This window comes from Aquabacterium sp. J223 (assembly GCF_024666615.1).
Lineage (GTDB): Bacteria > Pseudomonadota > Gammaproteobacteria > Burkholderiales > Burkholderiaceae_C > J223.
The window spans coordinates 3,656,515-3,669,335 of the sequence record NZ_CP088297.1; the positions used below are offsets into that span (position 1 = coordinate 3,656,515).

Sequence of the window (12,821 nt, forward strand, 5' to 3'; positions counted from 1 at the left end):
CCGCCATGCCGTCGACCCCGCTGCGCCGCCGGCGCGCCCTCGCCCTGCTCGCCGCGCCGCTGGCCGGCGCACTGCCCTGGCCCGTTGCCGCGCAGGAGCGGCCGCTGGCGCTGGTGCTCGGGTTCCCGCCCGGCGCCGGCATCGATGCGCTGACCCGCCAGCTCGGCGAGCGCATCGCGCCGGCCCTCGGCCGGCCGGTGATCGTGGAGAACCGCGTCGGCGCCGCCGGTCGGCTCGCCGCCGAGCACGTCAAGCGGACGCCGGCCGACGGCTCGACCCTGCTCGTCGCGCCGATGGCGGTGATGACCATCTTCCCCCACACCTACCGCCAGCTGCGCTACGACCCGGCGAAGGACTTCGTGCCGGTGGCGCACCTGGCCGAGTTCGGCCTCGCGCTGGCCGTGCGCGCCGACGCCCCGGCGCGCACGCTGCAGGAGTACGTCGAGGCGGTGAAGCGCGACCGCGACATGGGCCTGTACGGCTCCACCGGCGTCGGCTCGCCGTCGCACTTCTTCATCTCGATGTTCGAGCGCGCGGCCGGGGTGTCGATGACGCACGTGCCGCACCGCGGCAGCGCCGACGTCATGAACGCGCTGCTGGGCGGCCACATCAAGGCGGCCATCCTCACCGTCAACGACATCTCGCCGCAGCACGCGGCGGGCAAGCTGCGCGCGCTGGCGGTGTCGGCGCCGCGGCGCGAGGCCACCCTGCCCGACGTGCCCACCTTCAAGGAACTGGGCCACGACATCGAGGGCAGCTTCTGGTACGGCGCCTACGCGCCGGCCGGCACGCCGGCACCGGTGGTGCAGCGGCTGTCGCAGGCGCTGGTCGAGGCCACGCGGCAGCCCGAGCTCAGGGCGCAGGGGGCGAAGGTGGGCCTGCAGCTCACCGGCGGCGGCCCTGACGTGCTGGCCCGGGTGCAGAAGGCCGACCACGACCGCTGGGGACCGGCCATCCGCGCCACCGGCTTCGTCGCCGAGGACTGAGCCGCACCACGATGAAGGCGCCCGCCTTCGCCTACTGCCGGCCGCGCGACCTCGACGAGGCGCTGGCCCTGCTCGACCAGCACGGTGCCGACGCCCGGCCCCTGGCCGGCGGGCAGAGCCTGCTGCCGGTGCTGCACCTGCGGCTGGCCGCGCCGGCGGTGCTGGTCGACCTGCAGGACGTGGCGGCGCTGCGCGGCATCGCGCGCGGGGAAGGCGGCGTGCGCCTCGGCGCCATGACCACCTACCACGAGGCGCAGGCCGACCCGCGGCTCGCCGCAGCGGCACCGCTGCTCGCGCTGGCGCTGCCGCACGTGGCCCATCCGGCCATCCGCCACCGCGGCACCCTGGGCGGCAGCGCGGCGCTGGCCGACCCGGCCGCCGAAGTGCCGGCGGTGTGTACCGCGCTCGCGGCCCGCTTCGAGCTGCGGTCGCGTCGCCGCGGACCGCGCACCGTCGCCGCCGAGGACTTCTTCCAGGGCGCCTTCAGCACCGCGCTGGACCCCGACGAGCTGCTGACGGCCATCGTGCTGCCCGACGCACCGCCCGGCGAACGCGTGGCCTTCGACGAGCTGGCGCGCCGCCGGGGCGACTATGCGGTGGTCGGCACCTGCGTGCGGCTGGCCGGCGGCCCCGATCGCATCCACGATGCGACCGTCGTGCAGTTCGGCGTCGCCGACCGCGCGCTGCGGCTGCCCGGCGCGGCGGCGGCGCTGTGCGGCCGCCGGCTGGACGCCGAGGCCATCGACGACGCCTGCGCCGCGCTGCGCGATGAGCTGCGCTGCGAAGGCGACCTGCACACCGCCGCGGCCACCAAGCACCACCTGGCGACGGTGCAGTTGCGGCGGCTGCTCACCACCCTCGCGCCACCATGAGCACCGAGCCCATCGAGTCCATGACCCTGCGGCTGCAGGTCAACGGCGAGGCCGTCGAGCGGCCGGTGGCGGTGCGCCGGCACCTGGCCGACTTCCTGCGCGAGGACCTCGGCCTCACCGGCACCCATGTCGGCTGCGAACACGGCGTGTGCGGTGCCTGCACCGTGCGGCTGGACGGCCGGGTGGTGCGCGGCTGCCTGGTGCTCGCGGTGCAGGCCGACGGCGCCTCGGTGCAGACCATCGAGGGCGCAGCCGATGCCCGCATGGCGGCGCTGCAGGCGGCCTTCCACCGGCACAACGCCGCGCAGTGCGGCTTCTGCACCCCGGCCATGCTGCTCACCGCGGCGGACCTGCTGGACCGGCCCGACCGCCCGAGCCGGGAGGAGATCCGCGAGCACCTGTCCGGCAACCTGTGCCGCTGCACCGGCTACCAGGCCATCGTCGACGCGGTCGAAGCGACCTGCCGGGCGCTGCAGGGATGAACAGCCCGCGCGACCTGCCGCAGGCGCAGACGGCCGACGCCTGCATCGGCCAGCCGCTGCCCCGCCGCGGCCTGGAGCGCCTGCTGCAGGGCCGCGGCTGCTACGTCGACGACCTGCAGCCGCCGCGACTGGCCCATGCGGTGATGGTGCGCAGCCCCTACGCGCACGCCCGCATCGTCTCGATCGACGTCGAGCCGGCGCGGCGGGCGCCGGGCGTGCTCGCCGTCGCCACCGGCCGCGACATGGCCGGCTGGTGCAAGCCCTGGGTCGGCACGCTGGCCACCGCGCCGGGCATGCGCTCGCCGCCGCAGCACGCGCTGGCCATCGACCGCGTGTGCTGGCAGGGCGAGCCGGTGGCCGTCGTGGTCGCGGGCACGCGGGCCCAGGCCGAAGACGCCGCCGAGCGCGTCGAGGTGACCTGGGAACCGCTGCCGGTGGTGGCCGACGAGCTGGCCGCGCTGGCGCCGGACGCGCGGCCGGTGCACCCGGGCGACGCCGACAACGTTTGCTACCGCCGCGAGGTGGCGAGCGGCGACGTCGAGCAGGGTTTCGCCGCCGCCGCGGCGGTGGTCAGCGCCACGCTGCGCACCGGCCGCCACACCCACGTCACGCTGGAGCCGCGGGCCATCCTGGCCGACTTCAACCCGGCGGACCGGCAGCTCACGGTGTGGCATGCGTCGCAGGTGCCGCACATGATGCAGTGGCTGCTGGCCGACCAGTTCGGACTGCCCGAGTCGCAGGTGCGGGTGATCGTGCCCGACGTGGGCGGCAGCTTCGGGCTGAAGATCCACGTCTTCGGCGACGAGATGGCCGCGGTGGCGATGGCGCTGCAGCTCGGTCGGCCGGTGAAGTTCGTCGCCGACCGGCTGGAGTCGTTCCAGAGCGACGTGCACGCCCGCGGCCACCGCATCGAGGCCCGCATGGCGGTGTCGGCCGAGGGCGAGATCCTGGCCTTCGAGCTCGACGACGTGCAGACCTTCGGGCCCTACGGCTGCTACCCGCGGGCCGGCACCGGCGAGGGCAACCAGGTGCTCAACCTGGCCGGCGCGCCCTATCGCAACCGCCACTACCGGGGCCGGCTGCGGGTCGCCTTCCAGCACAAGGGCATGGTCGGCCCCTACCGGGCCGTCGGCCACCCGGTGGCCTGCCTGGCCACCGAGGTGATGCTGGAGCAGGCGGCACGCGCCGTCGGCGTCGACCCCGCGCAGGCGCGACGGCGCAACCTGGTGGCCGACGACGCCTACCCGTGGACGCTGGCCACCGGCCCGGTGGTGGAAGGTCTGTCGCAGCAGGCCTCGCTGGACCGCCTGCTGCAGATGATGGACTACGACGGGCTGCGCGCCGCGCAGGCGCGCGAGCGGGCGCGCGGCGTGCACCGCGGCATCGGGCTGGCGCACTTCGTCGAGATGACCTCGCCGTCGGGGCGGGTGTACGGCGCCGGCGGGGCGCCCATCGCCTCGCAGGACGCCTGCATGCTGCGGCTGACCGCCAGCGGCATGGTGCACTGCGCCGTCGGCATCACCGAGTTCGGCCAGGGCGCGGCGATGATGGTGGCGCAGGTGGCGGCCAGCGGCCTCGGCGTGCCGGTGGAGCGCGTGCGGGTGCTGCTCGGCGACACCGACGTCACGCCCTACGGCGGCGGCAACTGGGGGTCGCGCGGCACCGGCATCGGCGGCGAGGCGGTGTGGCTGGCGGCGCGGGCGCTGCGCGAGAACCTGCTCGCCTTCGCCGCCCGGGTGCTCGGCCGGCCGGCCGACGCGCTCGACCTGCGCGGCGGCGAGGTGGTGGAACGCGAGGGCGGCGAGCGCCACCTGAGCCTGGAAGCCCTGGCCCGCCGCGCCTACTTCCGGCCCGACCTGACACCGGCCGACATCACGCCCGAGCTGATGGTCACGCGCAGCTTCTCGCAGCGGGCCTACGGCAGCGTCTTCAGCAACGGCGTGCACGCCAGCCATGTCGAGGTGGACCTCGACACCGGCTGGGTGCGGCTGCTGCGCCACTGGGTGGTGGAGGACTGCGGCACCGTGGTCAACCCGCTGCTGGTCGACGAGCAGATCCGCGGCGGGGTGGTGCAGGGCCTGGGCGCCGCGCTGTACGAGGAGGTGCTCTACGGCGACGAGGGCCAGCTGCTCAACGGCAGCCTGGCCGAGTACCTGGTGCCCATGGCCGGCGAGATGCCCGACATCGAGGTGGCCCACCTGCACACGCCGACCCGGACCTCCACGCTCGGCGCCAAGGGCGCCGGCGAGGCGGGCGTCGCCGGCGCCTCCGCCGCGGTGCTCAACGCCGTCAACGACGCGCTGGCGCCCTTCGGCGCCTTCCTCACCGAGATCCCCATCACCCCGCAGCGGGTGCTGCAGGCGCTGGGCAAGGTGCCGCGCTGAGCGGCCCGCGGGCCGACTCATAAGCCACGGCTGTTGAGTCATCGAATCTTTGCGATTCACAGCCCGGGCCGGATCGCCTCCAATGGCCGTCGCCGGGATCCACCGGCCCGGGGACGACGGTCGGCGACGGTCGCGACGGCAAGCCCCCGGCACGACAAGGAGACGACATGGTTCTGCCGGGGCGGCGTGCACCGCGCGTGGCGATCATCGGTGCGGGCATCGGCGGGCTGACCGCCGCGGCCTCGTTGCACCGCCGGGGCTGCGAGGTGGCGGTCTACGAGAAGGCCTCGCAGCTGGGCGAGGTGGGCGCCGGGCTGCAGCTCGCGCCCAACGCCATCAAGGTGCTGCGCTCGCTGGACCTGGAGGACGCGCTGCGGGCGGTCGGCGCCGAGCCGAAGGTGCGCCTGTCGCTGAAGTGGGACGACGGCAGCGTGCGGGCGCGCGAGCAGTTCATGGGCCAGATGCAGGAGCGCTACGGTGCGCGCTACCACACCGCGCACCGCGCCGACCTGCACCGCCTGCTGCTGTCGAAGGTGCCCGAGGACCGGGTGCACACCGGCCGGCAGTGCGTGGCGCTGGACGCCGATGGCGACGTCGCCTCGGCCCGCTTCGCCGACGGCCAGGCCATCGAAGCCGACGTCATCCTCGGCGCCGACGGCATCCACTCGGTGGTGCGCGATGCGCTCTTCGGCCCGGCCGAGGCGCGCTTCACCCACCAGATCTGCTGGCGGATCATCCTGCCGATGGCCGAGCTGGCCGCCTGCGCCGACAGCCTGCCGACGCCGCTGGACGGCAGCGAGTACACCGGCTGGCTGGGCCCGAACGGCCACGTGCTGTTCTACCCGCTGCGCGGCGGCGAACTGCTCAACGTCTTCGCCGGCCGCGTCGAGCCCCACGGCTGGGCCGACGAGTCGTGGGCGGTGCGCAGCAACGTCGACAAACTGATCGAGGCCTACCGCGGCTGGAACGAGGGCCTGCTCGCCGTCTTCCGCCGCGCCAGCGAGTGCTTCAAGTGGGGCATCTACGACCGCGACCCGCTGCAGCGCTGGGCCCGCGGCCGCGCCGCCCTGCTCGGCGACGCCGCCCACCCGATGATGCCCACGCTGGCGCAGGGCGCCGCCATCTCGATGGAGGACGGCGCGGCGGTGGCCCGCCACCTCGCCGACGGCGCGGCGGACCCGGTGGCCGCGCTCGCCGCCTACGAGCGCGAGCGCCAGCCGCGGGCCTCGCGCGTGCAGCTGCAGGCGCGCCAGCAGTTCCTCAACAACCAGCTCGTGCCGCCGCCGCCGCCGCTGCCGGTGGACTGGATCTACGGACACGACGCGGTGCAGGGCCCGGTGGCCCGGGCCGCCTGAACGACATGACGACGAGGAGACACCCATGACGCGGAACCCCGCACCGCTGGCCGTGCTGGCGCTGCTCGCCGGGCTGTGCGGCAGCGCGCCGGCGCAGACCGCCGCATCCTTTCCCACCAAGCCGGTGCGCATCGTCGTGCCGTACGCGCCCGGCGGCGCGCTCGACGCCTCGGCCCGGCTGGTGGCCACCGAGATGACCAAGATCCTCGGCCAGACGGTGCTGATCGAGAACCGGCCCGGCGGGGCCGGCACCACCGGCGCCGACTTCGTGGCCAAGGCGCCGGCCGACGGCCACACGCTGTGCTGGTGCCCCACCGGCCCGCTGACCATCACGCCGCTGACCGACCCGAAGGTGCCGTACCAGCCGCTGAAGGACCTGGTGCCGGTGAGCCATGTCATCAACATGGACAACGTCATCATGGCGCGGCGCGACCTGCCCGCCGACAACCTGAAGGACCTGGTGGCCCTGGCGCGCAGCCAGCCGGCCGGCCTGACCTTCGGCACGCCGGGCGCCGGCGGCACCCACCACCTCGGCGGCGAATGGTTCCGCACCGAGACCGGCGGCAAGCTGGTGCACGTGCCCTACAAGGGCGAGAACCCGGCCATCGCCGACCTCCTCGGCGGCCAGATCGACCTGGTCTTCGGTTCGGCCTCGCTGGCGGCGCCGCTGCTGCGCGAGGGCAAGATCAAGGTGCTGGGCAACGTGGGCAGCAGCCGCTCGCGCCTGCTGCCCGAGGTGCCCACCGTCGCGCAGTCGGGCTACCCGTCCTACGCCTGGTACAACTTCATCGGCCTCAACGCGCCCGCCGGCACGCCGGCGCCGGTGATCGACACGCTGTCCAAGGCCGTCGCCCGGTCGCTGCAGGACCCCACGCTGCGCGAGAAGTTCGTCGGCATGGGCTTCGAGCCGGTGGGCAGCACGCCCGACCAGTTCGCCCGCTTCCTGGTCAAGGAGACGGCGACCTGGAGCCGGGTCATGAAGTCGACCGGCTTCAGCCGCGAATGAGGGCCCCGCGCATGCAACGCCGTCTCGTCCTCGCCGCGCTCGGCTCGCTGTCGACGGGCCTGTGCGGCCTGGCCCGCGCCCAGGCCGGCGCCTACCCCAACAAGCCGGTGCGGCTGGTGGTGCCCTTCGCGCCCGGCGGCCCCACCGACGTGGCCGGCCGCCTGCTGGCGCAGAAGCTGGGCGCCCTGCTCGGCCAGCAGGTGATCGTCGACAACCGGCCCGGCGCCGGCGGCACGGTGGGCGCGGCCGCGGTGGCCCAGGCCCCGGCCGACGGCTACACGCTGCTGTTCGGCAGCACCAGCACGCTGGCCGTCAGCCCGGCGCTGTACCCGCGGCTGCCCTACGACGCGGCCACCGCCTTCCAGCCGGTGGCGCTGGTGGCCCGCGGCCCGCAGATGCTGGTGGTGCACCCGTCGGTGCCCGCGGCCGACCTGAAGGAGTTCGTCGCCTTCGCGCGCCGGCAGGCTCAGCCGATGAGCTTCGCGTCGGCGGGCAACGGCTCGGTCGGCCACCTGACCGCCGAGCTGTTGAAGTCGGTCACCGGCATCCCCGCGCTGCACGTGCCCTACAAGGGCGGCTCGCCCGCGGTCAACGCCGTCGTCGCCGGCGAGACGCAGTTCACCATCGACGCGGTGGGCACCATGCTGCCCTTCGTCAAGGCCGGGCGGCTGAAGGCGGTGAGCCTGCTGGGCGAGTCGCGCAGCCCGCTGGTGCCGGCGTTGCCGACGGCGGTGGAGTCGGGCTTCCCGAAGCTGGTGGCCGACTTCTGGAGCGGCGTCGTCGCGCCGGCCGGCACGCCGCGCGAGGTGCTGGCCCGGCTGGAGACCGACATCGCCAAGGTGGTGGCCGATCCGGAGGTGGTCGAGCAGCTGCGCCTGCTGGGCACCGCGCCGCAGCGGCTGTCCGTCGACGAGTTCACCCGCTTCGTGCGCGAGGAAGCGCGCAAGTGGGCCGAGATCGCCCAGGCCTCGGGCGCCAAGGCCGAATGACACGCCGAATGAAGCGGCCGCAAACGGAGTCGACATGAAGATTGCCATCGTCGGCGCGGGCATCGGGGGGCTGACCGCCGCCCTGGCGCTGCTGCGCCTCGGCTTCGACGTCCGGGTGTACGAGCAGACGCAGGTGCTGGGCGAGATCGGCGCCGGCGTGCAGATCAGCCCGAACGGCACCCGCGTGTTCTCGCTGCTCGGCCTGGACGCGGCCATCCAGGGCATCGCCTCGCAGCCGCTGGGCAAGCGGGTGCGGCTGTGGAACTCCGGGCAGACCTGGAACCTGTTCGACCTGGGCTCGGTCTCGCGCGAGCGCTACGGCCACCCCTACCTCACGCTGCACCGGGCCGACCTGCACCGGGTGCTGCTCGACGCGGTGCAGGCGCTCGACCCCGACGCGGTGCGCCTGGGCACCCGCATCACCGGCGTGCGGCTGGGCGCGCAGGGCGCCACGCCGCTGGGCGACGGCGGCGACCTGCCCGAGGCCGACGTGCTGATCGGCGCCGACGGCGTGCACTCGCCGATCCGCCACAGCGTCTTCGGCGGCGACAGCCCGCGCTTCTCGGGGATCATCGCCTGGCGCGGCGTCATCCCGGCCGAGCGCCTGCCGGCGCACCTGCGCGACCCCTACGGCTATAACTGGGTGGGGCCCGGCGCCCACGTCATCCACTACCCGCTGCGCCGGCAGCAGCTGTTCAACTTCGTCGGCGCGGTCGAGCGCCAGGGCTGGGAGGTGGAGTCGTGGTCGCACCGCGGCCGCACCGAGGACTGCCTGGCCGACTTCGCCGGCTGGCACGAGGACGTGCACCACCTCATCCGCGCCATCGAGACGCCGTACAAGTGGGCGCTGATGGTGCGCGACCCGATGCCGCGCTGGGGCGAGGGCCGCATGACGCTGCTCGGCGACGCCTGCCACCCCACGCTGCCCTTCCTGGCCCAGGGCGCGGTGATGGCGCTGGAGGACGGCTACGTGCTGGCGCGCTGCCTGGACGCGCACCGCGACGACCCGGCCACCGGCCTGCGCCGCTACGAGGCCGCGCGGCAGGACCGCACCGCGCGCATCGTGCTCGGCTCCTCGGCCAACGCGAAGCGCTTCCACAACCCCGCGCTCGGCCATGCCGCCGGCGCCGCCGACTACGTCGACCGCGAGTGGCAGGAGGACAAGGTCAAGGAACGCTACGACTGGCTGTTCGACTACCGCGTCGACGAGGTGCCGATCTGACATGAAACCCCCACGCTCACGTTCGTTCGCTGCCCCCCGAGGGGGCGCTCAGTGCCTCCGGGCGGCCGGGCGCCACTGACATGACCATCACCAAGACCCCCGTCGCCAAGGGCCTGCACCACTTCGCCTGGCGCTGCCGCGACGCCGAGCAGACGCGCCACTTCTACGAGGACGTGGTCGGCCTGCCGCTGGTGCACGTGATCGCGCTCGACCACGTGCCGAGCACCGGCGAGTACTGCCCCTACGTGCACATCTTCTTCGGCATGGCCGACGGCTCCAGCATCGCCTTCTTCGACCTCGGCGACGACACCGCCGCGCTGCCCTCGCCGAACACGCCGCCGTGGGTCAACCACATCGCGCTGACCGTGGCCAGCGAGGACGCGCTGCTGGCGCTGCGCGGCCGGCTCACCGCCGAGGGTGTCGAGGTGGTGGGCGTGACCGACCACGGCATCTGCCGCTCGATCTACTGCTTCGACCCCAACGGCCTGCGGGTGGAGTTCACCGTGCCGACCATGACCGAAGCCGAGGACCGGGCCCACCGCGCCTCGGCCCACGCCCTGCTCGCGGCCTGGACCGACCGGCCGCGGGAAGGCCGGGCATGACGCGGCCGGACCTCAACGCCACCCACGACCCGCGGCGCGGCGCCTGGCTGGCCAGCGCCGCCCCGGGCGGCGACTTCCCGCTGCAGAACCTGCCGCTGGGCCTGTTCCGCGAACGGCCGGCCGACCGGCCGCGTCCCGGTGTGGCCATCGGCGACCGGGTGGTCGACCTGCAGGCCGTCGACGCGGCGGGCCTGCTCGGCGGCCTGGCGGCGGCGGCCGTGCGCAGCGTCGACGGCCACCTCAACGGCCTGATGGCGCTGGGGCACGCGCCGGCGTCGGCGCTGCGCGCGCGGCTGTCCGACCTGCTGCGCGCCGACGGTGCCGACACCGGGCTGCGCGACCGCGCCGAGCACCTGCTGCGGCCGATGGACGGCGTCGAGATGGTGCTGCCCGTCGCCATCGGCGACTACACCGACTTCCTCACCTCCTTCCACCACACCGCGCGCCATGGCCGCTTCAAGGGCCTGAAGGACCCGGTGCCGCCGGTGTTCCATTCGCTGCCGGTGGCCTACCACGGCCGGGCGTCGTCGATCCGCGTCAGCGGCACGCCGCTGCGCCGCCCGCGCGGCCAGTGGCGCGACGCCGACAGCGGCGCCGTGCGCCACGGCCCGGTGGAGGCGCTGGACTTCGAGCTGGAGCTGGCGGCCTTCGTCGGCCCCGGCAACACGCTGGGCCAGCCGATCGCGCTGGACGACGCGCCGGCGCAGCTCTTCGGCTACGTGCTGCTCAACGACTGGTCGTCCAAGGGCGTGCAGTGGTGGGAGCAGATGCTCGGGCCCTTCCTCGGCAAGAGCTTCATGAGCACCGTCTCGCCCTGGGTGGTGACGGCCGAGGCGCTGTGGCCCTTCGCCTGCGAGGCACCCGCGCGACCGGCCGAGGCGCCGCCGCTGCTGCCCTACCTGCACAGCGCCCGCGACCGCGCGGCCGGCGGCCTGGACCTGCACTTGGAGGCCTGGTTCAGCAGCGAGCGCATGCGCCGCGCCGGCCGGCCGCCGCTGCGGCTGGCCGCCACCCACCTGTCGCACCTCAGCTGGACCTTCGCCCAGATGCTCACCCACCACGCCTCCAACGGCTGCGACCTGCGGCCGGGCGACCTCATCGGCAGCGGCACCGTCTCCGGCGAGGCCGACGAGAGCCGCGCCTGCCTGACCGAGATCACCAGCGCCGGCCGCGAGCCGCTGCGGCTGCCCGACGGCGACGAGCGGCTGTGGCTGCAGGACGGCGACGAGATCGAGCTGCGCGCCCGCGCCCAGCGCGATGGCGCGGTGCCCATCGGCTTCGGCGCCTGCAGCGGGCGCATCCTGCCCGCGCTCGCCGGGGACCTCGCATGACGGCGCCCGGCGCGCGCCTGCACGGCGAGGGCCCGCACAAGGCCGTGCTGCTCAACGGCTGGCTGGGCAGCCCGCACCACTGGGACTGGATGCTGCAGTCCCTCGATCCGCAGGCGCTGCAGCTGGCCGTCTTCGACTACCGGGGCTACGGCGCCCGGCGCGACGTCGAGGGCGACTTCACCTTCCGCGAGGCGGCCGCCGACGTGCTGGCGCTGGCCGACGCGCTGGGCTGGGAGCGCTTTGCGCTGGTCGGCCACTCGATGGGCGGCATGGCCATGCAGCGCGTGGCGCTGATGGCGCCGCAGCGGGTGACGCGCCTGCTCGGCCTGGCGCCGGTGTCGGCCGCCGGCTCGCAGCTGGACGGCCCGCGCCTGGCCCTGTTCGAGCAAGCCGTGCAGGACGTGGGCGCCCGCCAGCGCATCGTCGACTTCTCCACCGGCCAGCGGCTGTCGCCCGCCTGGTGCGCGCGCATCGCCGCCGACAGCCTGGCGGCGAACCGGCCGCAGGCCATGGCGGGCTACCTGCGCGAATGGGGCAGCGGCCCCGGCTTCGCCGACGAGGTGGTGGCCCTGCGCGGCCTGCCGGTGCAGGTGCTGGTCGGCGCCCACGACCCCAGCATCAACCTCGACACGGCCGAACGCAGCTGGCGCCTGCACCACCCGCAGGCCGAGCTGCAGGCCCTGCCCGGCGCCGGGCACTACCCGATGCTCGAAGCGCCGGTGGCCACCGCCACCGCGCTGCAGCGCTGGCTCACCGCCTGAGCCTGACGCCCGACGAACACCCCGCCGGATGTACCCCTTCGCCTACCTGCGCCCGAGCTCGCTGGCCGAGGCGGCCGAGTGGCTGGCCCGCCACCCCGAGGCCAAGCCGCTGGCCGGCGGCATGACGCTGCTGCCCACGCTGAAGCAGCGGCTGGACGCACCCTCGCACCTGGTGGACGTCGCGCGGCTGCGCGAGTTGCAGGGCATCGAACTCGGCGACACCACGCTGCGCATCGGCGCCGCCACCCGGCACGCCGAGGTGGCCGACTCGGCCGCGGTGCGGCAGGCCGCCCCCGGCCTGGCGACGCTGGCCGGCCTCATCGGCGACGCCCAGGTGCGCCACCGCGGCACGCTGGGCGGCTCGGTGGCCAACAGCGACCCGGCGGCCGACTACCCGGCGGCGCTGCTCGCGCTGGCCGCCACCGTGCTGACCGATCGCCGCCGCATCCCCGCCGACGACTTCTTCACCGGCCTGTTCGAAACCGCGCTCGACCCCGGCGAGCTGATCGTCGCGGTGGAGTTCATGCGGCCGCAGCGGTCGCTGTACGCCAAGCAGCGCCACCCGGCCTCGGGATATGCGGTGGCCGGTGTCTTCATCGCCCGCCACGCCGACGGCGCGGTGCGCGTGGGCGTCACCGGCGTCGGCCCCTGCGCCTTCCGCTGGCACGAGGCCGAGGCCAGGCTGGCGCAGCGCTTCGACGCCGCGGCCCTGCAGCGCCTGGCGCTGTCGCCCGCCGGGCTCAACGAAGACCGCAGCGCCAGCGCCGACTACCGCGCCCACCTGGTGTCCACCCTGGCCCGCCGCGCGATGGCCGACCTCGCGCCCTGACC

The 12,821-nt window shown here is 74.8% G+C and carries 12 protein-coding genes; all 12 read left to right on the forward strand.

Going from position 1 to position 12,821, the window contains the following annotated elements:
• The first annotated feature begins 5 nt into the window (after positions 1-5).
• The 12 genes from LRS07_RS17315 (at position 6) to LRS07_RS17370 (ending at position 12,819) form a co-directional block, all read left to right on the forward strand.
• On the forward strand, positions 6-986 hold the full coding sequence (locus LRS07_RS17315; protein WP_260499191.1) for a tripartite tricarboxylate transporter substrate-binding protein: 981 nt from the start codon (positions 6-8) through the stop codon (positions 984-986).
• Positions 987-997: 11 nt separating this feature from the next.
• Complete coding sequence (locus LRS07_RS17320) at positions 998-1,858, forward strand: FAD binding domain-containing protein (RefSeq protein ID WP_260499192.1); 861 nt, start codon at positions 998-1,000, stop codon at positions 1,856-1,858.
• The gene (locus LRS07_RS17325; protein WP_260499193.1) at positions 1,855-2,340 is read left to right on the forward strand and encodes a (2Fe-2S)-binding protein; all 486 of its coding nucleotides are present in this window, start codon (positions 1,855-1,857) and stop codon (positions 2,338-2,340) included. Before LRS07_RS17320 ends, LRS07_RS17325 begins: the two co-directional genes overlap by 4 nt.
• Positions 2,337-4,724, forward strand: a complete 2,388-nt coding sequence (locus LRS07_RS17330) for a xanthine dehydrogenase family protein molybdopterin-binding subunit (protein ID WP_260499194.1) — start codon at positions 2,337-2,339, stop codon at positions 4,722-4,724. The genes LRS07_RS17325 and LRS07_RS17330 overlap by 4 nt, the downstream gene beginning before the upstream one ends.
• A 167-nt stretch (positions 4,725-4,891) precedes the next feature.
• Entirely contained in the window at positions 4,892-6,079 is a 1,188-nt protein-coding gene (locus tag LRS07_RS17335; RefSeq protein ID WP_260499195.1) for an FAD-dependent monooxygenase, read from the forward strand.
• Positions 6,080-6,104: 25 nt separating this feature from the next.
• A complete protein-coding gene (locus tag LRS07_RS17340) occupies positions 6,105-7,085 on the forward strand; it encodes a Bug family tripartite tricarboxylate transporter substrate binding protein (protein WP_260499196.1) in 981 nt (326 codons plus the stop codon).
• A gap of 11 nt (positions 7,086-7,096) precedes the next feature.
• Entirely contained in the window at positions 7,097-8,074 is a 978-nt protein-coding gene (locus tag LRS07_RS17345) for a Bug family tripartite tricarboxylate transporter substrate binding protein (RefSeq protein WP_260499197.1), read from the forward strand.
• 34 nt (positions 8,075-8,108) lie between these two features.
• The gene (locus LRS07_RS17350) at positions 8,109-9,296 is read left to right on the forward strand and encodes an FAD-dependent monooxygenase (protein WP_260499199.1); all 1,188 of its coding nucleotides are present in this window, start codon (positions 8,109-8,111) and stop codon (positions 9,294-9,296) included.
• Between the two features lie 80 nt (positions 9,297-9,376).
• Positions 9,377-9,898, forward strand: coding sequence for a VOC family protein (locus LRS07_RS17355; protein ID WP_260499200.1), 522 nt, complete (start codon positions 9,377-9,379; stop codon positions 9,896-9,898).
• Positions 9,895-11,229 (forward strand): fumarylacetoacetase, encoded by a 1,335-nt coding sequence (gene fahA, locus LRS07_RS17360; RefSeq protein ID WP_260499201.1) that lies wholly within the window; start codon positions 9,895-9,897, stop codon positions 11,227-11,229. The genes LRS07_RS17355 and fahA overlap by 4 nt, the downstream gene beginning before the upstream one ends.
• The gene (locus LRS07_RS17365) at positions 11,226-11,990 is read left to right on the forward strand and encodes an alpha/beta fold hydrolase (protein WP_260499202.1); all 765 of its coding nucleotides are present in this window, start codon (positions 11,226-11,228) and stop codon (positions 11,988-11,990) included. Before fahA ends, LRS07_RS17365 begins: the two co-directional genes overlap by 4 nt.
• 28 nt (positions 11,991-12,018) lie before the next feature.
• Complete coding sequence (locus LRS07_RS17370; protein WP_260499203.1) at positions 12,019-12,819, forward strand: FAD binding domain-containing protein; 801 nt, start codon at positions 12,019-12,021, stop codon at positions 12,817-12,819.
• The last annotated feature ends 2 nt before the right edge of the window (positions 12,820-12,821 follow it).